At 63.1% G+C, this 18,893-nt stretch carries 22 protein-coding genes; 18 read left to right on the top strand and 4 right to left on the bottom strand.

Features of this window, described 5'->3' with window-relative positions:
* Positions 1–32 precede the first annotated feature (32 nt).
* From J5M73_RS12590 to J5M73_RS12560, 7 genes are all read left to right on the top strand, one after another.
* A complete protein-coding gene (locus J5M73_RS12590; protein WP_102864006.1) occupies positions 33–1,148 on the top strand; it encodes a chemotaxis response regulator protein-glutamate methylesterase in 1,116 nt (371 codons plus the stop codon).
* Complete coding sequence (locus J5M73_RS12585) at positions 1,148–1,888, top strand: flagellar motor protein (RefSeq protein ID WP_102864005.1); 741 nt, start codon at positions 1,148–1,150, stop codon at positions 1,886–1,888. The genes J5M73_RS12590 and J5M73_RS12585 overlap by 1 nt, the downstream gene beginning before the upstream one ends.
* Positions 1,889–1,890: 2 nt before the next feature.
* Entirely contained in the window at positions 1,891–2,775 is an 885-nt protein-coding gene (gene motD / locus J5M73_RS12580) for a flagellar motor protein MotD (RefSeq protein ID WP_102864004.1), read from the top strand.
* Between the two features lie 50 nt (positions 2,776–2,825).
* Entirely contained in the window at positions 2,826–3,614 is a 789-nt protein-coding gene (locus tag J5M73_RS12575; RefSeq protein WP_102864003.1) for a ParA family protein, read from the top strand.
* Positions 3,615–3,698: 84 nt separating this feature from the next.
* Positions 3,699–4,601, top strand: coding sequence for a CheW domain-containing protein (locus J5M73_RS12570; protein WP_207815741.1), 903 nt, complete (start codon positions 3,699–3,701; stop codon positions 4,599–4,601).
* A 79-nt stretch (positions 4,602–4,680) separates the two neighbouring features.
* Positions 4,681–5,163 (top strand): chemotaxis protein CheW, encoded by a 483-nt coding sequence (locus J5M73_RS12565; RefSeq protein WP_011060011.1) that lies wholly within the window; start codon positions 4,681–4,683, stop codon positions 5,161–5,163.
* Entirely contained in the window at positions 5,164–5,556 is a 393-nt protein-coding gene (locus J5M73_RS12560; protein WP_102864001.1) for a DUF2802 domain-containing protein, read from the top strand. It begins immediately after the preceding gene.
* 59 nt (positions 5,557–5,615) lie between these two features.
* Here J5M73_RS12560 and J5M73_RS12555 read toward each other — a convergent pair whose 3' ends face one another.
* Both J5M73_RS12555 and J5M73_RS12550 read right to left on the bottom strand, forming a co-directional pair.
* The gene (locus tag J5M73_RS12555; RefSeq protein WP_207815740.1) at positions 5,616–5,945 is read right to left on the bottom strand and encodes an EscU/YscU/HrcU family type III secretion system export apparatus switch protein; all 330 of its coding nucleotides are present in this window, start codon (positions 5,943–5,945) and stop codon (positions 5,616–5,618) included.
* Complete coding sequence (locus tag J5M73_RS12550; RefSeq protein ID WP_207815736.1) at positions 5,942–7,525, bottom strand: flagellar hook-length control protein FliK; 1,584 nt, start codon at positions 7,523–7,525, stop codon at positions 5,942–5,944. The genes J5M73_RS12555 and J5M73_RS12550 overlap by 4 nt, the downstream gene beginning before the upstream one ends.
* A gap of 196 nt (positions 7,526–7,721) precedes the next feature.
* On the opposite strand from J5M73_RS12550, the gene ccmA reads away from it, so the two are divergent.
* The 11 genes from ccmA to J5M73_RS12495 all read left to right on the top strand — a co-directional run bounded on the left by ccmA (position 7,722) and on the right by J5M73_RS12495 (position 16,377).
* Positions 7,722–8,357, top strand: coding sequence for a cytochrome c biogenesis heme-transporting ATPase CcmA (ccmA, locus tag J5M73_RS12545; protein ID WP_102863998.1), 636 nt, complete (start codon positions 7,722–7,724; stop codon positions 8,355–8,357).
* Positions 8,354–9,022, top strand: a complete 669-nt coding sequence (gene ccmB / locus J5M73_RS12540; RefSeq protein WP_102864110.1) for a heme exporter protein CcmB — start codon at positions 8,354–8,356, stop codon at positions 9,020–9,022. Before ccmA ends, ccmB begins: the two co-directional genes overlap by 4 nt.
* Before the next feature lie 78 nt (positions 9,023–9,100).
* A complete protein-coding gene (locus tag J5M73_RS12535; RefSeq protein WP_102863997.1) occupies positions 9,101–9,856 on the top strand; it encodes a heme ABC transporter permease in 756 nt (251 codons plus the stop codon).
* Entirely contained in the window at positions 9,853–10,029 is a 177-nt protein-coding gene (gene ccmD / locus J5M73_RS12530; RefSeq protein WP_011060018.1) for a heme exporter protein CcmD, read from the top strand. The genes J5M73_RS12535 and ccmD overlap by 4 nt, the downstream gene beginning before the upstream one ends.
* A complete protein-coding gene (gene ccmE / locus J5M73_RS12525; protein WP_102863996.1) occupies positions 10,026–10,481 on the top strand; it encodes a cytochrome c maturation protein CcmE in 456 nt (151 codons plus the stop codon). The genes ccmD and ccmE overlap by 4 nt, the downstream gene beginning before the upstream one ends.
* 3 nt (positions 10,482–10,484) lie before the next feature.
* A complete protein-coding gene (locus J5M73_RS12520; RefSeq protein ID WP_207815735.1) occupies positions 10,485–12,473 on the top strand; it encodes a heme lyase CcmF/NrfE family subunit in 1,989 nt (662 codons plus the stop codon).
* Positions 12,470–13,006 carry a DsbE family thiol:disulfide interchange protein gene (locus J5M73_RS12515; RefSeq protein ID WP_060838164.1) on the top strand — a complete coding sequence of 179 codons (537 nt, stop codon included), beginning with the start codon at positions 12,470–12,472 and terminating at the stop codon, positions 13,004–13,006. The genes J5M73_RS12520 and J5M73_RS12515 overlap by 4 nt, the downstream gene beginning before the upstream one ends.
* A complete protein-coding gene (locus J5M73_RS12510) occupies positions 13,003–13,476 on the top strand; it encodes a cytochrome c-type biogenesis protein (RefSeq protein ID WP_102863994.1) in 474 nt (157 codons plus the stop codon). Before J5M73_RS12515 ends, J5M73_RS12510 begins: the two co-directional genes overlap by 4 nt.
* On the top strand, positions 13,469–14,674 hold the full coding sequence (gene ccmI / locus J5M73_RS12505) for a c-type cytochrome biogenesis protein CcmI (RefSeq protein WP_102863993.1): 1,206 nt from the start codon (positions 13,469–13,471) through the stop codon (positions 14,672–14,674). Before J5M73_RS12510 ends, ccmI begins: the two co-directional genes overlap by 8 nt.
* Positions 14,675–14,688: 14 nt before the next feature.
* A complete protein-coding gene (locus J5M73_RS12500) occupies positions 14,689–15,096 on the top strand; it encodes a hypothetical protein (protein WP_102863992.1) in 408 nt (135 codons plus the stop codon).
* Between the two features lie 138 nt (positions 15,097–15,234).
* A complete protein-coding gene (locus J5M73_RS12495; RefSeq protein ID WP_207815733.1) occupies positions 15,235–16,377 on the top strand; it encodes a hypothetical protein in 1,143 nt (380 codons plus the stop codon).
* Positions 16,378–16,387: 10 nt separating this feature from the next.
* On the opposite strand, the gene J5M73_RS12490 is transcribed toward J5M73_RS12495, so the two are convergent.
* Positions 16,388–17,272 (bottom strand): LysR family transcriptional regulator, encoded by an 885-nt coding sequence (locus J5M73_RS12490; RefSeq protein ID WP_102863990.1) that lies wholly within the window; start codon positions 17,270–17,272, stop codon positions 16,388–16,390.
* A gap of 78 nt (positions 17,273–17,350) precedes the next feature.
* The gene (locus J5M73_RS12485) at positions 17,351–18,559 is read right to left on the bottom strand and encodes an MFS transporter (RefSeq protein WP_102863989.1); all 1,209 of its coding nucleotides are present in this window, start codon (positions 18,557–18,559) and stop codon (positions 17,351–17,353) included.
* Positions 18,560–18,893 lie beyond the last annotated feature (334 nt).

Below are 18,893 nucleotides of genomic sequence, written 5' to 3'. Positions count from 1 at the left end.
CGGTTGGCCTCGCCCCACCTAACGGAGTGTTTATGGCAGTCAAAGTCCTGGTGGTGGACGATTCGGGTTTTTTCCGCCGCCGCGTCTCGGAAATTCTTTCAGCGGATTCGAATATCCAGGTCGTCGGTACGGCGACCAATGGTAAAGAGGCGATCGATCAGGCCCTGGCCCTCAAGCCGGACGTGATCACCATGGACTACGAGATGCCGATGATGGATGGCATCACCGCAGTGCGGCATATCATGCAGCGCTGCCCGACGCCGGTCCTGATGTTCTCTTCCCTGACCCACGAAGGCGCTCGAGTGACCCTCGATGCGCTGGATGCCGGGGCTGTGGATTTCCTGCCGAAGAATTTCGAAGACATCTCGCGCAATCCCGAGAAGGTCAAGCAACTGCTGTGCGAGAAAGTCCACAGCATTTCGCGCAGTAATCGCCGTTTCAGCAGCTACAGCGCCCCGGCGCCGCAACCGGCTGCACCGGCTCCGGCGCCGTCGAGCTTTGGCGGCAGTCGTCCGGCGCCTGCGCCTGCTCCTGTCCGTGCTCCTGCACCGGCTGCCGGCCCGGCATCGCCAGCGCCCAAGCGCAAGGCCTACAAGCTGGTGGCGATCGGTACTTCCACCGGTGGCCCGGTGGCGCTGCAGCGGGTCCTGACCCAACTGCCGGCCAACTTCCCGGCACCTATCGTGCTGATTCAGCATATGCCCGCGGCCTTCACCAAGGCCTTTGCCGAGCGTTTGGACAAGCTGTGCCGGATCAGCGTCAAGGAAGCGGAGGATGGCGACATCCTGCGTCCAGGCCTGGCGCTGCTGGCGCCGGGCGGCAAGCAGATGATGATCGACGGTCGTGGCGCGGTGAAGATTCTTCCTGGCGATGAGCGTCTGAACTACAAGCCGTGCGTGGACATCACCTTCGGTTCTGCGGCCAAGTCCTACAGCGACAAAGTTCTGGCGGTGGTCCTCACCGGCATGGGCGCCGACGGTCGCGAAGGCGCCCGCCTGCTCAAGCAGGGCGGCAGCGCGGTCTGGGCCCAGGATGAAGCCAGCTGCGTGATCTATGGCATGCCCATGGCCATCGTCAAAGCCAATCTGGCGGACGCGGTGTACAGCCTGGACGACATCGGCCGGCATCTGGTCGAGGCCTGTCTCTGATGGATGTGCTCAGCCTAATCGGGATCATCATGGCGTTTGTCGCCATCATTGGCGGCAACTACCTGGAAGGGGGTCACCTGTCGGCCCTGGCCAATGGCCCGGCGGCACTGATCGTGCTCGGCGGCACCATCGGCGCGGCCTTGCTGCAGTCGCCGTTGAGTGCCTTCAAGCGAGCCATGCAGATCCTGGTGTGGATTCTGTTTCCGCCTCGGGTGGACCTGCCCGGGGGCATCGATCGGGTGGTCAACTGGAGCCTGACCGCGCGCAAGGAGGGTCTGCTGGGCCTGGAAGGTGTGGCGGACGCCGAGCCTGACACCTATTCGCGCAAAGGCTTGCAGCTGTTGGTCGATGGTGCCGAGCCGGAAGCCATCCGCAGCATCCTTGAAGTGGACTTCTACACCCAGGAAAGCCGGGATATCGAGGCTGCCAAGGTCTTCGAAAGCATGGGCGGCTATGCGCCGACCATCGGCATCATCGGTGCGGTGATGGGCCTGATCCACGTGATGGGCAACCTGGCTGATCCATCGCAGTTGGGCAGTGGTATTGCCGTGGCCTTCGTCGCCACCATCTACGGTGTGGCCAGCGCCAACCTGGTGCTGTTGCCGATCGCGGCCAAGCTCAAGGCCATTGCCTTGCGCCAGTCCCGTTACCGGGAAATGTTGCTCGAAGGCATTCTGTCGATTGCCGAAGGCGAAAACCCTCGCTCCATCGAGTTGAAGCTGCAAGGCTTCATGGACTGATTATGGCTCGTCGTCGCCAGCAAGAAGAACACGTCAACCACGAACGCTGGTTGGTTTCCTACGCCGACTTCATCACTTTGCTGTTCGCGTTTTTCGTGGTCATGTACTCCATCTCCTCGATCAACGAGGGCAAGTACAAGGTGATTTCCGAAGCCTTGATCGGGGTCTTCACCGACTCCGATCGCAGTCTCAAGCCGATTCCCATCGGTGACGAGCGGCCCAAGACCGTGACCCCGGCCAAGCCGCTGGTCAAGGACAGCGAGCAGACCGACGCCGGGATTTCCGGTGGCAGTGACCCGCTGAAAAGCATCGCCGACGACATCAGCGCCGCTTTTGGCGACCTGATCAGCTCCAACCAGATGACCGTTCGTGGCAATGAGTTGTGGGTGGAGATCGAACTCAACTCCAGCCTGTTGTTCGGCAGCGGCGATGCCATGCCCAGCGATCAGGCGTTCACCATCATCGACAAGGTGGCGAAGATCCTCAAACCCTTCGACAACCCGATTCATGTCGAAGGCTTCACCGACAACCTGCCGATCCAGACCGCGCAGTACCCGACCAACTGGGAGTTGTCTTCGGCCCGCTCGGCGAGCATCGTGCGGATGCTGGCGATGCAGGGGGTGAACCCCGCGCGAATGGCTTCGGTGGGGTATGGCGAGTTCCAGCCGGTGGCCAACAATGCCACCGCCGAAGGCCGGGCACGCAATCGCCGGGTGGTGCTGGTGGTATCGCGCAACCTGGATGTGCGTCGCAGCCTGACCGGTACCGGAACCGCCAACGCGACACCGGATGCGGCACTCAAGCGTGCTGGCACACAAACTGCACCAACCCCAGTGAAAACGCCGGTACAGGGAAGCGCCGTCAATTCTCCGTCACCTGCTTTATAACTTAGCGCTATGTCTCGCCCCGCTGTGGCCGGGCGGGAGGAACAAACCGAATGAGAGTCTGGGCAGTTGCCAATCAAAAGGGTGGTGTCGGTAAAACCACCAGTTCCATCGCTTTAGCCGGTTTGCTGGCCGAGGCGGGCAAGCGCGTGGTCGTGGTCGATCTCGACCCCCACGGTTCCATGACCAGCTACTTCGGCTATGACCCGGACAGCCTGGAGCACAGCAGCTACGACCTGTTCCTGCACAAGGGCAATGTGCCCCAGGACCTGCCGGGCCAGTTGTTGCTGGGCACCAGCCATGAGCGCATTTCACTGTTGCCGTCGAGCACCGCCCTGGCCACCCTTGAGCGTCAGTCACCGGGGCAGAGTGGTTTGGGCCTGGTGATCGCCAAGAGCCTGGCACAGCTGTGGCAGGACTTCGATTACGCGGTGATCGACAGCCCACCGCTGCTCGGTGTGTTGATGGTCAACGCCCTGGCGGCCAGCCAGCAGTTGGTGATCCCGGTGCAGACCGAGCACTTGGCGGTCAAGGGGCTGGAGCGCATGGTCAACACCCTGGCGATGGTCAATCGCTCGCGCAAGCAGCCGCTGCCGTTCACCATTGTGCCGACCCTGTTCGACCGCCGGACCCAGGCTTCCCTGGGCACTCTGCGGATCCTGCGGGACAAGTTTCCCGACGAAATCTGGCAGGGCTATATCCCGGTGGATACCCGCTTGCGGGATGCCAGCCGGGCAGGGGTCACCCCATCTCAGTTCGATGGCAAGAGCCGCGGTGTACTGGCCTACAAGGCCTTGCTCAAGCATCTGCTGGCCCAACAACTCGTGGCGCAGGTGGCTTGACGTGAAGCGCTATTCAAGTCACTCGACTGCTCGGCCGATAACCCCTACAGATCACTGTATCGGGGTTTTTGCGTGGGCATCCTCATGAACCGTCCTCTGGATATCAAGAGCCGGCCTCAGCTGGCGCTGCAATCGTACCTGGACGCTTTGCTGCAGGATGCTACCGAAGAGGAACAGCTACCGGAGCCTCCGGTCCAGGTTGCTCCGCCGGTCCCGCCGGTAATGTCCCAGGCTTCCAGCGAAGTGCTGGATGAGTTCCAGGCTGCAGTGTTGGAAGAACAGGCGCGGGACGCACAGGCCCAGCACCAGGCGGCACCTGCTGTCCGGGATGCTGCACCTGCACCTGCACCTGCACCTGCACCTGCGGTAATGGAGGCGCCGGAACCCTTGCCGAGCTCGATCTCGCCGGTGGTGCCGATGCTCCAGGCCCTGGTGCCGCCACTGGTGGAAGTTCATCTGCCGCCGAACAATACACCGCCTCCGGTTTCCGGTAGCGACCGTCCCAGCTGGGCGGCCGAACCTTTCGAGTGCCTGTTGTTCGATGTCGCCGGCCTGACCCTGGCAGTGCCGTTGGTGTGCCTGGGGTCGATCTATTCCCTGGCAGGGCAGGAGCTGACACCGCTGTTCGGCCAACCGGAATGGTTCCTCGGCATCCTGCCGAGCCAGGCCGGTAATCTGAAAGTCCTGGATACCGCTCGCTGGGTCATGCCGGATCGCTACCGTGATGATTTTCGCCAGGGCTTGCAGTATGTGATCTCGGTCCAGGGCTACGAGTGGGGGCTGGCAGTGCATCAGGTCAGTCGCTCCCTGCGCCTGGACCCCAACGAAATCAAGTGGCGCAGTCATCGTGGCCAGCGTCCGTGGCTGGCCGGCACGGTGATTGAGCATATGTGCGCCTTGCTTGACGTTGCTGAACTGGCCGAGTTGATTGCCACCGGCGGCGCCAAGCAGATGGCTATCAGTCAAGCGGCCCACAAGCCGAAGTAAACCAACAACAGGCTATGTCCGTCGGACGTGGCCACACAGAACACACGCCGTTTTCAACGGTTTTTTGAGGGGTCAGGGTATGAATAAGTCGTCGTCTGCACAGGGTTCCGAAGATCCGATCCTGCAATGGGTCACCTTCAAGCTGGATAACGAGTCCTACGGCATCAACGTGATGCGCGTCCAGGAAGTCCTGCGCTACACCGAGATCGCTCCGGTACCGGGTGCTCCCAGCTATGTGCTGGGGATCATCAACCTGCGGGGCAATGTGGTCACCGTGATCGACACCCGTCAGCGTTTCGGCCTGGTGCCGACCGAAGTCAACGACAACACCCGGATCGTCATCATCGAAGCCGACAAGCAAGTGGTCGGGATCATGGTCGACAGCGTGGCGGAAGTGGTTTACCTGCGTCAGTCGGAAGTCGAGACCGCGCCGAATGTCGGTAACGAAGAGTCGGCCAAGTTCATTCAGGGTGTCTGCAACAAGAACGGCGAACTGCTGATTCTGGTTGAACTGGACAAGATGATGAGCGAAGAGGAATGGTCGGAACTGGAGAGTATCTGATTGATCCTCGAGGTAGCGGTGATTGTCCTGGCGATCCTTTGGGTCGCCACTGTGGCGCTATTCCTGTCGTACACCCGCAATCAGCGGCAGATCGCCGCCCAGCAGGCCGAAGGCGATGCCGTGCGTGACCAGCGGATCAAGGAGCTGGCCAAGCGCGTCGATCATTACCAGAGCGGTACGGTGCGCATGGGTGAGGATCTGCATGAGCTGCGAGCGGTGGTGGCGCCGTTGCCGGACAAACTGGCCCAACTGGAGCAGCGTGACCCCTCCAGCCTGTCCTTCGCCCAGGCCGCGCGCCTGGTGGGCATGGGCGCCAGTGTCGACGAGCTGACCCAGTCCTGCGGCCTGACCCAGGCCGAGGCGGAGCTGGTCAGCAAGCTGCACAAAGGCTAGCCACAATTCGCAAGCTTCCCGAGGGAAGCTTGCGACTTAGCGCTTGCCGCGGCTTCTCTTCAATAATCGTCACCGCGCTCGGTGATGTCTTTCTCCAGTCCCACCTGATGCGGATCATGCCCGGCCGGAAACTTGCCCTTGAGGTTCCAGGCGAAGGCGATGATTTCGGCGATGGTCCGGTACAGCTCCGGTGGAATGCTCTCGCCCAACTCCAGGCGCGCCAACAGCTTCACCAGCTCGGCATTCTCATAGATCGGCACTTCATAGTCCCGGGCGATCTTCAGGATGGCTTCGGCCAGTTCATCGTCGCCCTTGGCGGTCAGGGTCGGGGCTTGCTGGCCGTCGTACTTGAGGGCAATGGCCTGGCGTGGAGGAGGTGTGTGTTTCATGCGGTTTCGTCGACCCAGCGTTGTTCCAATCGAGTTTGCGGGCCCTGGGGCGGGATGCCCAGGTGGCAGTCCAGGTCACCGACATCCAGCCCTGAAGCCAGCAGGCGTTCGCGCAGGTTGCCCAGGTGGCTTTCGATCAGGCTCGCGGTGTAGGGGCGTTCGGCCCACAGCTGGCTGGACAGCCGACCTTGAGTCAGTTGTGCCTGGACCTGCAAAGGGCCCAGGGGCTCCAGGTCGAAGGCCAGATCGAGCCGCCACAAGGCCTGCTTGGGTTCTCGCTCTTCACGTTTTTGTTGCGGCTCAGGCTCCGGCGCTTCTTCGCGCTGCATTTTGACCTGCAAGGGCACGATGTCCTGCAGGTTGCGCATGGGAATTTCCAGCTGCCAGGTGGTCAGTTGCCGGCCATCGTCGGTCTGGCCGCTCTGTTCCAGGCTCGCCAGTTGATGGCTCTGCAGGCGTGATACCGCGGCGGCGGCCAGGCGCAGCAACTGTTGCAGATCGCCTTCACCTTCCAGGCTTTGCAGCAGACGCTCCGGCAGCGGGAAGCCGCTGGGTGAGGTCTTGGCGCTGACCTGGCCGAGGGTGCCCAGGGCGCTGCGCACGAAGCTCGGCAGCGATTGCGCCAGGGTGTTGGCGGCGATGATCGCATTGAAGCTGCTGGAGGAGGGCAGCCCCGGGGTCAACTGGGCGATCAGGCGCAGCAGGTCGCCCTTCAGGTCTGGCGTCTGACCGGGATTGGTGCCGGCCAGCAGCTTGGCTTCCAGAAACAGGCCGCTGCCCAGCAGAGCCTGGGCCACGCCGCGCGTGGTGCTCAACTGTTGATGGTCCGGCAGGCCGGCCAGCAAGCGCTCCACGGCGGCCCGCAGGTCGGCGGAGGAAGTGGTCAGTTCGCTGTCGGCGGGCAGGTTCTGCAGGAGGTTGATCAATCCGTTCAGGGAACCCTGGCGGCTTTGCTGGCTGGCCAGTTGTGCGGCGATGGCCAGTTGTTCCTGGCGGTTGCCCAGAGGGACGAAGTTCAGGGTCTGTGCATCCGAGACCTGGGCGCTGAGCAGGCTGCCGATACGCAGCGGCTGCGGGCTGTCGATGCTCAAGGTGGCGCCACTTTGCGCGGTGTTGAGCAGGCTCACCAGGGAACGGTAGATCGCCGGCTGATTGCTGCCCTGGGGCAGGAGCTGGGTAGTCAGCACCTTGCCCTGGAGCAGGGTGCCGGCGGGCAGTTGGCTGGTATCCAGGCGCGTCAGGGCGGCGACGCTGGAGGCGATGGCCTGCTGCACGGTGATCGCCAGGTTGCCGGCCGAAGGCTGGATCACCGCCAGGCTGGTGCCCTGGGGCAAGGGCTGGCTGCTGGTGGCTTGCACGGTGGTTTGCCGGCCGTTGTCCAGGGTCACCTTGAGCAGCAGCTGGAAGGTCTGGTCGGTCTGCTTGAGCGACAGCACTTCAGCCTTGGCGCTCTGACCGGCGGCAATCAGGCCTTCCAGTGGCGGCACCAGCTTGAGCAATTCGCCGCTGATCGGCTGAGGGCGCGAGGGGCCGGGAGCGGGCGCCTGGGGCAGTGGCAGGATGTTTATTTCGCCAGTCATTCGGACACAACCTGTGGAAATTAGCCCTCTTGAGAGTAGGGCTTCGCATGTATAATGCCGCCCGTCTTTGGGGGAGTGGGGAAAACATTGCAAATGTTTGACGCAGCTCTCTAGAACAGGCCGCCAATGCATTTATCCTGCATCCCTTTAACGGCCGCTCCACTGCCGACTTGAACCCGTAAAGGCCCACCATCCCTTGACCAGCCCTCTTCTCGAAGCCGTAGCACTCGCCTGTGAGCGCGACTGGCGGATGCTGTTTGAACACCTGGAGTTGCGTCTGACCGGCGGAGACATGGTACAGATCAGTGGCCCCAACGGCAGTGGCAAGACCAGCCTGCTGCGTTTGCTCGCTGGCCTGATGCAACCCACCAGCGGTCAGGTGCTGCTCAATGGCCAGCCCTTGCATGCCCAGCGCGCCGAACTGGCGCGCAATCTGTTGTGGATTGGCCATGCCGCCGGAATCAAGGATGTCCTGACCCCCGAGGAAAACCTCAACTGGCTCTGTGCCTTGCACCAGTCGGCAACGCGCGACGCTATCTGGCAGGCCCTGGCGGCCGTCGGCCTGCGCGGCTTCGAGGACGTCGCCTGTCACACCCTGTCTGCCGGCCAGCAGCGTCGTGTGGCCCTGGCCCGGCTGTATCTGGACGACCCGCCGCTGTGGATCCTTGACGAGCCCTTTACCGCCCTGGACAAACAGGGGGTGGCACAGCTCGAGGAGCACCTGGCCAATCATTGTGAACGTGGCGGCATGGTGGTCCTGACCACTCACCACACGCTGACCCGTATGCCGTCCGGCTACCGCGATCTGGATCTGGGGCGGTGGGCGGCATGAGCGTCTTTGCCCAATTGCTGGCCCGTGAAGCGCGCTTGCTGTTCCGACGCCCGGCGGAGTTGGCCAATCCCCTGGTGTTCTTCGCCATCGTCGTTGCACTGTTCCCATTGGCCGTGGGACCTGAGACAAATCTGTTGCAAACCTTGTCTCCCGGGTTGGTCTGGGTAGCGGCCTTATTGTCCGTCCTGCTCTCGCTGGACGGGCTTTTTCGCAGTGATTTCGAGGACGGATCCCTTGAACAGTGGGTCCTTTCGTCGCACCCCCTGCCTCTTCTGGTTTTGGCCAAGGTACTGGCACACTGGGCCTTTTCCGGCCTGGCACTGGTATTGCTTGCACCCTTGCTGGCCTTGATGCTCGGCTTGCCTGCCGCCTGCCTGCCGGTGTTGCTGGCTTCATTGATGCTGGGCACTCCGGTGCTGAGCCTGTTGGGCGCAGTGGGCGCAGCATTGACGGTGGGGTTGAAGCGTGGAGGCTTGCTGCTGGCGTTACTGATCCTGCCTCTGTACATCCCGGTGTTGATTCTCGGCAGTGGCGCCCTGCAGGCGGCACTACAGGGCATGCCGGCGACAGGTTATCTGCTGTGGCTTGGGAGCCTGACCGCCCTGGCAGTGACCCTTACACCCTTTGCAATAGCTGCTGGCCTGAAGATCAGCGTCGGCGAATAATGAGGTCTGGTTGTTTTTTAACCAGTAAAGACCCTGGCTGTTCGTGAACGCGAAGAGCAACCGTGATGGAAGCAATGAATGAACTGGACTTGGTTTCATAAGCTCGGCTCGCCTAAATGGTTTTACGGCATCAGCGGCAAGCTGCTGCCCTGGCTGAGCGTCGCCGCCGTGTTGCTGATCGGTATCGGCGTCGTCTGGGGCCTGGCCTTTGCGCCACCGGATTACCAGCAGGGCAACAGCTTTCGCATCATCTATATCCATGTGCCAATGGCGATGCTGGCCCAGTCCTGCTACGTCATGCTGGCCGTGTGCGGTGTGGTCGGGCTGGTGTGGAAAATGAAACTGGCCGATGTCGCCCTGCAATGCGCGGCGCCCATCGGGCATTCGATCACCTTCCTGGCCCTGGTAACCGGGGCGATCTGGGGCAAGCCGACCTGGGGTTCCTGGTGGGTCTGGGATGCGCGACTAACGTCGATGCTGATCCTGCTGTTTCTGTACGCAGGTCTGATTGCGCTCAATGCCGCCATCAGCAATCGTGACAGCGCCGCCAAGGCCTGCGCGGTGCTGGCGATTGTCGGCGTGGTGAATATCCCGATCATCAAATACTCGGTGGAGTGGTGGAACACCCTGCACCAGGGGGCGACTTTCACCCTCACCGAAAAGCCCGCCATGCCGGTGGAAATGTGGCTGCCGCTGCTGCTGACGTCCTTGGGTTTCTATTGTTTCTTTGGCGTGCTGCTGTTGCTGCGCATGCGCCTTGAGGTGCTCAAGCGCGAAGCCCGCACCAGTTGGGTCAAGGCCGAAGTCCAACGCAGCCTGGAGACCGCACAATGAGCTTTGCATCCTTCAGCGATTTTCTCGCCATGGGCCATCACGGCCTCTACGTCTGGTCGGCCTATGGCATTTGCCTGGTCGTCCTGGCTCGTGAGCTGGTGGCGCCGATCCTGGCGCGCAAGCGTTATCTGCAACAAGAGGCGCGTCGTCTGCGCCGGGAGAACGGTAAGTGAATCCGCTGCGTAAAAAGCGTCTTTTGATCATCCTGGCGATCCTGGTGGGCGTCGGCATTGCCGTCGGCCTGGCCCTCAGTGCGCTGAAGGAAAACATCAACCTGTTCTACACCCCGACCCAAATTGCCAATGGCGAGGCACCGCTGGACACGCGGATTCGCGCTGGCGGCATGGTCGAGGCCGGCTCCCTGCAACGTTCCGCCGACTCCCTGGACGTCAAATTCGTGGTCACCGACTTCAACAAGTCAGTGACCATCACCTACCGCGGCATCCTTCCGGACCTGTTCCGCGAAGGGCAGGGCATTGTCGCCCTGGGCAAGCTCAACGCCGATGGCGTGGTGGTGGCCGATGAAGTGCTGGCTAAGCACGACGAGAAATACATGCCGCCGGAAGTCACCAAGGCGTTGCAAGACAGCGGCCAGTCGGCACCGACACCAGCGAAAGAGGGTTAAGCCATGAGTTCCGCACTGTTCGTTCCTGAACTCGGTCATCTGGCGATGATCCTCGCCCTGTGCTTTGCCCTGGTCCAGGCGGTGGTGCCATTGCTGGGTGCCTGGCGCGGCGACCGCCTGTGGATGAGCCTGGCCCAGCCAGCAGCCTGGGGCCAGTTCGCGTTCCTGGTATTCGCCTTCGGCTGCCTGACCTACGCCTTCATGAGTGACGATTTCTCGGTGGCCTATGTCGCCAGCAACTCCAACAGCGCCTTGCCCTGGTACTACAAGTTCAGCGCCGTGTGGGGCGCCCACGAAGGTTCGCTGCTGCTCTGGGCGCTGATCCTCGGGGGCTGGACCTTTGCTGTGTCGGTGTTCTCGCGCCAGTTGCCACAAGTGATGCTGGCCCGGGTGCTGGCGGTGATGGGCATGATCAGCACCGGCTTCCTGCTGTTTCTGATCATGACCTCCAACCCGTTTTCGCGAATCCTGCCCCAGGTACCGGCGGACGGTCGTGACCTCAACCCGCTGTTGCAGGACATCGGCCTGATCGTCCACCCACCCATGCTGTACATGGGGTACGTCGGTTTCTCGGTGGCCTTTGCCTTTGCCATTGCCGCGCTGCTGGGCGGTCGCCTGGACGCTGCCTGGGCTCGCTGGTCGCGGCCCTGGACCATCGTCGCCTGGGCCTTCCTTGGCATCGGTATCACCCTGGGCTCCTGGTGGGCCTACTACGAGCTGGGCTGGGGCGGCTGGTGGTTCTGGGACCCGGTGGAAAACGCTTCCTTCATGCCCTGGCTGGTGGGCACGGCCTTGATCCACTCCCTGGCAGTGACGGAAAAGCGCGGTGTATTCAAGAGCTGGACCGTGCTGCTGGCCATTGCCGCGTTTTCCCTGAGCCTGCTGGGGACCTTCCTGGTGCGCTCCGGGGTCCTGACTTCAGTGCACGCCTTCGCTTCGGACCCTGAGCGTGGCGTGTTCATCCTGATCTTCTTGCTGTTCGTAGTGGGGGGCTCCCTGACCCTGTTTGCCCTGCGGGCGCCGGTGGTCAAGAGCCATGTGGGCTTCAACCTGTGGTCCCGGGAAACCCTGCTGTTGGGCAACAACCTGGTGCTGGTGGTGGCGTCCTCGATGATCCTGCTGGGCACCCTGTATCCGCTGGTGCTGGATGCCCTGACCGGGGCCAAGCTGTCAGTGGGCCCGCCGTATTTCAATGCGCTGTTCATTCCGCTGATGGCCCTGCTGATGGTGGTGATGGCGGTGGGCGTGCTGGTGCGCTGGAAAGACACCCCGGTGAAATGGCTGCTGGGCATGCTCGGTCCGGTGCTGCTGGGCAGCGTGGCCCTGGCCGTGGTGGCCGGCATTGCCTACGGCGACTTCAATTGGGCGGTGTTGGCGACCTTCTTGCTGGCGGCCTGGGTGCTGCTGGCCGGGGTGCGTGACATCTTCGACAAGACCCGCCACAAGGGCCTGATCAAGGGCCTGCCAAGCCTGACTCGCAGTTATTGGGGCATGCAGCTGGCGCACCTGGGCATTGCGATCTGCGCCCTGGGCGTGGTGCTGTCGAGCCAGAACAGCGCCGAGCGCGACCTGCGCCTGGAGCCAGGCGAGTCCATGGAACTGGCCGGTTATCAGTTCGTCTTCGAAGGCGCCAAGCATTTCGAAGGGCCGAACTTCACTTCCGACAAGGGCACTGTGCGTGTGGTGCGCAACGGCAAGGAAGTGGCGGTGCTGCACCCGGAAAAACGCCTGTACACCGTGCAGAGTTCGATGATGACCGAAGCCGGCATCGATGCCGGTTTCACCCGTGACCTGTATGTCGCCCTGGGCGAATCCCTGGGTGATGGCGCCTGGGCGGTGCGGGTACACGTCAAGCCGTTCGTGCGCTGGATCTGGTTCGGCGGCCTGCTCACCGGGTTCGGTGGCTTGCTGGCGGCGATGGATCGGCGTTATCGGGTCAAGGTTAAAAGCCGCGTGCGCGAAGCGCTGGGCATGACAGGAGCCGCCGCATGAGACGCTGGATGATGATGTTGCCCCTGGCAGTGTTCCTGGTGGTGGCGGTGTTCCTCTATCGCGGGTTGTATCTGGACCCGGCCGAGCTGCCGTCGGCGATGATCGGCAAGCCGTTCCCGGAGTTCTCCCTGCCGTCGGTGCAGGGCGACAAGACCCTGACCCGCGCTGACCTGCTGGGCAAGCCGGCTTTGGTCAACGTCTGGGGCACCTGGTGCATTTCCTGCCGGGTCGAGCATCCGGTGCTGAACAAGCTGGCCGAGAAGGGCGTGGTGATCTACGGCATCAACTACAAGGACGTCAATGCCGACGCCCTGAAGTGGCTGGCCGAGTTCCACAATCCCTACCTGCTGGATGTGCGTGACGAGGAGGGCTCCCTGGGGCTCAATCTGGGTGTCTATGGCGCCCCGGAAACCTTCTTCATCGATGCCAAGGGCATCATCCGTGACAAGTTCGTCGGGGTGATCGACGAAGTGGTGTGGCGCGAACAGCTGGCGGCCAAGTACCAGGCCCTGGTAGACGAGGCCAAACCATGAAGCGCTGGTTAGCCGCCGCCATCCTGGGCCTGAGCATCGCTGGCGTGGCCCACGCTGCCATCGATACCTACCAGTTCGCCAATGACACCGACCGCGAAAGGTTTCGCGAGCTGACCAAGGAACTGCGCTGCCCCAAGTGCCAGAACCAGGACATCGCCGATTCCAATGCACCGATTGCCGCCGACCTGCGCAAGGAGATTTTCCGCATGCTCGGCGAGGGCAAGGACAATCAGCAGATCATCGACTTCATGGTGGATCGCTACGGTGACTTCGTGCGTTACAAGCCGGCCCTGACCGGCAAGACCGCCTTGCTCTGGTTCGGTCCTGCCGGCCTGTTGCTGGGCGGGCTGGTGATCATTGCCGTGATAGTCCGGCGTCGTCGCGTCGAACGCAGCGACAGCCCGAACACGCTTTCCGTCGAAGAGCGTCAGCGCCTCGACCAACTGCTGGATAAAACCCCCCATGATTGATTTCTGGCTTGCAGCGGGCCTGCTGCTCCTGATCGCCCTGAGTTTCCTGTTGATCCCGGTATTGCGTGAGCGTCGTGCCCAACGTGAGGAGGATCGTACCGCGCTGAACGTGGCGCTTTATGAAGAGCGCGTGGCCGAGCTGCATGGCCAGCAAGCGCAAGGCGTGCTCAGTGCCGAGCAGATGGACGCGGGGCGTGCGGAAGCGGCCCGGGAACTGCTGGCGGACACCGAAGGCAGCGGCCCAGTGCGGACCTCGCGTCTGGGCAAACCGCTGCCGCTGTTGGCGGCGCTGCTGGTACCGGTGCTGGGCTTGGGTCTGTATCTGCATTTTGGTGCCAGCGACAAGGTCGAGCTGACCCGGGAGTTCGCCCAGGCGCCGCAGTCCATGGAAGAAATGACCCGGCGCCTGGAGCGCGCAGTGGCGGCCCAGCCGGATTCTGCCGAGGGCCTGTATTTCCTTGGGCGTACCTACATGGCCCAGGACCGTCCAGCGGACGCGGCGAAGATCTTCGAGCGTACCGTGGCCCTGGCCGGACGCCAGCCCGAGCTATTGGGGCAGTGGGCCCAGGCTCAATACTTCGCCGATAACAAGCAATGGTCGGACAAGGTCCAGGGCTTGACCGATGAAGCGTTGAAGGCCGATCCCAACGAAGTCACCAGTCTCGGGTTGCTGGGTATCGCCGCTTTCGAAGGCGGGCGTTTCCAGGAGGCCATCGATTACTGGAAGCGCCTGCAGGCGCAACTGCCGCCGCAGGACAATTCCCGTGCCGCGCTGCAGGGAGGCATTGATCGCGCCAGCGAAAAACTGCTGGCGGCCGGTGGCAAGGTCGCGGCCGAGCCTGCGGTCAAGGCCAAGGGCGCCTTGCTCAAGGTCCGGGTCGATCTGGCGGCGGAGCTCAAGGCCAAGGTCCAGCCGGGTGACAGCGTGTTCATCTTCGCCCGTGCCACCCAGGGCCCGCCCGCGCCGTTGGCGGCCAAGCGCCTGACCGTCGCCGACCTGCCGGCCACTGTGGAGCTGGGGGATAGCGACGCGATGATGCCGCAGTTGAAACTGTCGAACTTCCCTGAAGTCCAACTGGTTGCGCGCATTTCCCGTGCCGGTCAGCCAACGGCCGGTGAGTGGATCGGGCAGAGCCAGCCTCTGCCCAGCAGCACCACGGCCGCGCAACAGCTGACCATCGACAGTCCGGATCAATAATCAGAGAAGCCGCCATGACCGCCATCGCTCGTATCACCCTGTTGTCACTGGTCCTGGGGTTGAGTGCTTGTACGGTCCACCGGCCGGCGCCGACCTCCTCTGAACCCATCCCGCCTGCGGGGCCGAGCACGCGCCCGGCCCCGTCCACGGCTCCCGCGCCAGGCAAGCCCGGGGCGCCGATTCCCGCCGCCAAGCCCCTGCCACGCACCTCCGCGAGCTTTGCTCCGCCACCCGGCGGGCACAGTCACTGGGATGCGCGGCTGGGGGTCTATGTGCTGGATAACCAGAGCAACACCTTCTATCGCCAACGCACCTATTACCGTTGGAACAACGGCTGGAGCCGCTCCATCAGCCCCGACGGTCCCTGGGAAGACACCGACATCCATGGTGTACCCGCAGGGCTGGGGCGTCAGTTCCAGTAATTTTCAACTCCATCGACTGACAGCAAAGGCGCGGGCCAGAGCCGGCGCCGGCCTTGCCATGGTCAGCGGATTATTTAAGCCCTGCCCAGGCTGGCCGATACAGCGGGGTGTTCCTGAGTATCAGCCGTTGAGCGCCCGATGAAGAAAGACCTGAACAAACCCTATGTCGCGCCGATGCTGTTCTGGCTGGCCGTGGTCTGCGTCCTGTTGCTGTTGTACGGTCTGGGGCCGGCGGACGTGCCGGAGCTTATCTATCTGTCCCTGGCACCGGTGTACCTGCTGGTGGCCTTCGCCTTCATGTACTACTTCTTCTGCTGGAGCTTGATCTCGGTTTTTCGCTTGGGGGAGGTCGGCTGGAAGAAAGTCGACTACGGCTGGTTGCTGCTGGCTGCCCTGGCCCTGATCAGCGCCACCCAGGCGGTGCGGGTGGACTGGTTCCAGAGTGACTACCAGCTGGCACAAAGCGCCCGGGACGCAGCGCAGCGCAGAGTGCTGGCCGAGATCGACGACATGCTCGGCAGCGCTCACTGCAAGGCGGCGCAGGAGCTGCATGAGCCCCAGGATGCCGCCCAGGTCAGCAACCTGTGCGAACGCTTTAGCACATTGGAGCGTTCTGCCGATGGGCGTCTTTCGGCTTTGGCCGTGATCAAGGTGCAGCAAGCCCTGGGCGACCTTCGTGGTGAGTATTCAGCGCCGCTGGTGCAGCAATGGCTGCAGCGTCTGGGGGACACCTTCAGTGAGCTGGAGCACCAGCGGGCCGAGGTACACCGACTGCATGGCCTGACCGAGGCCAGTCATACCGAGAGACTCTATGGCTACTGCGCACCTTTGCTGCTGGTGATCGCCCTGGCGCTGCGGGCGTCCAAGGTGACCGGCGAGGTACTGCTCAAGGCGCCGCGCCGGCGCAAGCTGTGGCTGATCGTCAACCGGCGGGTAGTGATCGACGGCCTGGGCTTTGTCCGCGGTGCCCGCGCGCGCCTGGACGAAGCCCTGAGGAACTGGCGTGTGGCGCAATGGGGCGTGGTGCACCTGTCCTGCCCGTTCATTGCCGGAGCCAGCCCCCAGGACACCCCGGTCCCGGTGATCCCGGGTTTCTACGAGAACGAGTTCCAGCTCGCCAGTCTTGGCGAGTTCGACAGCAGTGAGTTCGTCCAGTGGGCCGCGATCCAGACCATCGACGTCCTGTATCTGGTGGGTGAAACCGACCTGAGCCTGATCGACCGGCTGCGGCGCTGGGGTGAGGCGGCGAATATCGAAGTGCTGGTGCGCGAGCGGATCTGAGGCCGGGGTTTCACAGACGCTCCAGCAACTGCTCCACATAGTCCACGAACGCCCGGGCCTTGGCACTCACCAGGCGCCCGCCGGGAAACACAGCCCACAGCTGTTGCCGGGGCAGTTGCCAATCCGTGAGCACGGCCTTGACCGCACCCTTGGCCAGCTCCGGGGCAAACATCCATTGCGAGGCCATTGCCAGCCCCTGGTGGGCCAGTACCGATTCGCGCAAGCCTTCTGCGGCATTCACTCGAACCCTGCCACTGACACTTACCCGTTGCTCGTCGTCGCCCTGGGAAAAGTGCCAGAGATTACCGGGCCCCCGGCTGTAGATCACCGCTTGATGCCCGGTCAGTTCACCGGGATGCTGCGGCTCGCCGTGCTCGGCGAAGTACTCGGGAGTGGCCAGCAGCAGGCGCGGGCACTCGGCGATCTGGCGGGCGATGAGGGTCGAGTCGGCGAGGCTGCCCATGCGCAAGGCGACATCGACTCCCGCCTCCACCAGATTGATGGTGTGATCATCCATCACTACGTCGATCTGCAACTCGGGGTGCTGCTCCAGAAAGGGCCCCAGGTGAGGAATGATATGCAGGCGGGCGAAGGTCACCGCCGCACAGATGCGCAAGGTGCCACGCAACTGGGAGGCCGAGCCCCGGGCGGCATTTTCCGCTTCGCTGGCTTCCTCCAGGGTGCGTTTGGCCCGTTCGAAGAAGGCCAGGCCGGCTTCGGTGGGGCTCAGGCCGCGGGTGGAGCGCAGCAACAGCCGCACCTGCAGATAGGCCTCCAGTTGGGCGATGCTTTTCGATACGGCGGGCTGACCCAGGTTCAGACGCCGGGCGGCAGCGGAGAAGGAGCCGCTTTCCACCACATGTACAAAGGTTTCCATCGCGGCCAGGCGGTCCATCGGTTGTCCTTGCTGGGTTGAGAAGGGGGCACTTGAGCAGTGTGCGCCAAAACGTTCACCGGGTCCTGGGCGCACGGCCTAGGCGCGGGCCGCGCGGCGGTTGTCCGCCACCAGCAGGAAGCGCAGCAGGGCCAGCAGTGGAAACCCACTGCCCACCAGCACCACTCCCAGCCAGCCGCCATGTTCGTACACCGCACTGGCAATCGACGAGCCGAAGGCGCCACCGATGAAGATGCTGGTCATGTACAGCGCGTTGAGGCGACTGCGACTGTGGGCGTCCAGGGCATACACCGCCCGTTGGCCGAGCACCATGTTCATCTGCACACAGAAATCCAGGACCACCCCGGTCACTGCCAGGCCGATGACGCTGTAGGCGGGATGGATCAGTGTCGGGATAAAGCTCAGGGCTGCCAGGAGCATGGCCAGCAGCGAGGCGATGCGGGTATGGCCGGCATCCGCGAGGCGTCCGCTGATGGGGGCGGCGATGGCGCCGATGGCGCCCACCAGGGCGAAGATCGCAATCTGGCTTTGTGACAGGCCGTGATGCCGTGCCAGTTCCAGGGGCGCGGCGGTCCAGAACAGGCTGAAGGTGGCGAACATGCAGCCCTGGTAGAAGGCTCGCTGGCGCAGGACCGGCTGCTGGCGCAGCAGGCCGCCCAGGGAGCGCAGCAGTTGGCCGTAGGTGGCGCTGTGGGCCGGCTGACGCTTGGGTATGGTCAGCATCAATACCAGGCTGATGCCGGCCATCAGCACGGCGGCGGCGATGAACATTGCGCGCCAGCCGAAGAGATCGGCCACCACGCTGGACACCGGGCGGGCCAGGAGAATGCCCAGCAGCAGGCCGCCCATGATGCCGCCCACCACTCGTCCTCGGGACTCCTCGGGGGCCAGGTGCGCAGCCAGGGGAATGAGGATCTGGACCGACACCGAGCTGAAGCCGATCAGCAGCGATACCAGGAGGAAGACGTTGGGCTGCTGGGTATAGGCAGCCCCCAGCAGGCTGGCGATGGCCACCAGGGTGGTGATGATCATCAACCGACGGTTTTCCAGCAGGTCTCCCAGGGGCACCAGGAAGAACAGGCCCAGGGCATAGCCGATCTGGGTCAGAGAAACGATCAGGCTGGCGATGGAGCTGGACAGGCCCAGGTCCGGTGCGATCAGCTCGATGATCGGTTGTGCGTAATAGATGTTGGCGACGATGGCGCCGCAGCAGAAGGCGAACAGCAGCACCATGCCTCGGGTCATTGTCACGTTGCTGGCGGGCAGCACCTGGGTCGTGGAAGTCATCAGGTTTCTCTTGGCGGCGAAAGGATGGAACAAGGTTAAGAGACCGCGCGGTCACTCAGTAGAGAGGGCGGGGCGATAGCATTCATTCCTGTTGGGAATAAATCGCTGAGTCATGAGGCTCTGGAGATGGCCGGGGCGTGCCGCTGCCGAGGGCTGATGATACATTTACTTACATCTTGTTCGATAGCATGCTCATGGTCTTCAGGGCCCTGGGGGCAGCCTGCTCAAGGCTGGCAACCCCGCGCTGAAGCTTGCGTTGCCAAATGTTGCTGCGCGGCGCTAGCAGTGGAAGTCGCTGAGGCCTTGGTTTAGGGTTTCCGGTCGTTCAGTGCGG

The organism is Pseudomonas sp. 50_B (genome assembly GCF_017491625.1).
Lineage (GTDB): Bacteria > Pseudomonadota > Gammaproteobacteria > Pseudomonadales > Pseudomonadaceae > Aquipseudomonas > Aquipseudomonas danubii.
The sequence above is the reverse complement of the archived record's forward strand: the minus strand, read 5'-3'. Positions and strand labels throughout refer to the sequence as shown.

Bases quoted from the DNA above. Each gene is read 5' to 3' on its own strand.
- J5M73_RS12500 (WP_102863992.1), top strand. From the start codon at position 14,689: ATGACCGCCATCGCTCGTATCACCCTGTTGTCACTGGTCCTGGGGTTG.
- motD (WP_102864004.1), top strand. From the start codon at position 1,891: ATGGCTCGTCGTCGCCAGCAAGAAGAACACGTCAACCACGAACGCTGG.
- J5M73_RS12585 (WP_102864005.1), top strand. From the start codon at position 1,148: ATGGATGTGCTCAGCCTAATCGGGATCATCATGGCGTTTGTCGCCATC.
- J5M73_RS12565 (WP_011060011.1), top strand. From the start codon at position 4,681: ATGAATAAGTCGTCGTCTGCACAGGGTTCCGAAGATCCGATCCTGCAA.
- J5M73_RS12550 (WP_207815736.1), bottom strand. From the start codon at position 7,525: ATGACTGGCGAAATAAACATCCTGCCACTGCCCCAGGCGCCCGCTCCC.
- ccmD (WP_011060018.1), top strand. From the start codon at position 9,853: ATGAGCTTTGCATCCTTCAGCGATTTTCTCGCCATGGGCCATCACGGC.
- J5M73_RS12520 (WP_207815735.1), top strand. From the start codon at position 10,485: ATGAGTTCCGCACTGTTCGTTCCTGAACTCGGTCATCTGGCGATGATC.
- J5M73_RS12575 (WP_102864003.1), top strand. From the start codon at position 2,826: ATGAGAGTCTGGGCAGTTGCCAATCAAAAGGGTGGTGTCGGTAAAACC.
- J5M73_RS12495 (WP_207815733.1), top strand. From the start codon at position 15,235: ATGAAGAAAGACCTGAACAAACCCTATGTCGCGCCGATGCTGTTCTGG.
- J5M73_RS12570 (WP_207815741.1), top strand. From the start codon at position 3,699: ATGAACCGTCCTCTGGATATCAAGAGCCGGCCTCAGCTGGCGCTGCAA.
- J5M73_RS12555 (WP_207815740.1), bottom strand. From the start codon at position 5,945: ATGAAACACACACCTCCTCCACGCCAGGCCATTGCCCTCAAGTACGAC.
- ccmB (WP_102864110.1), top strand. From the start codon at position 8,354: ATGAGCGTCTTTGCCCAATTGCTGGCCCGTGAAGCGCGCTTGCTGTTC.
- J5M73_RS12485 (WP_102863989.1), bottom strand. From the start codon at position 18,559: ATGACTTCCACGACCCAGGTGCTGCCCGCCAGCAACGTGACAATGACC.
- J5M73_RS12590 (WP_102864006.1), top strand. From the start codon at position 33: ATGGCAGTCAAAGTCCTGGTGGTGGACGATTCGGGTTTTTTCCGCCGC.
- J5M73_RS12515 (WP_060838164.1), top strand. From the start codon at position 12,470: ATGAGACGCTGGATGATGATGTTGCCCCTGGCAGTGTTCCTGGTGGTG.
- ccmI (WP_102863993.1), top strand. From the start codon at position 13,469: ATGATTGATTTCTGGCTTGCAGCGGGCCTGCTGCTCCTGATCGCCCTG.
- J5M73_RS12535 (WP_102863997.1), top strand. From the start codon at position 9,101: ATGAACTGGACTTGGTTTCATAAGCTCGGCTCGCCTAAATGGTTTTAC.
- J5M73_RS12490 (WP_102863990.1), bottom strand. From the start codon at position 17,272: ATGGACCGCCTGGCCGCGATGGAAACCTTTGTACATGTGGTGGAAAGC.
- J5M73_RS12510 (WP_102863994.1), top strand. From the start codon at position 13,003: ATGAAGCGCTGGTTAGCCGCCGCCATCCTGGGCCTGAGCATCGCTGGC.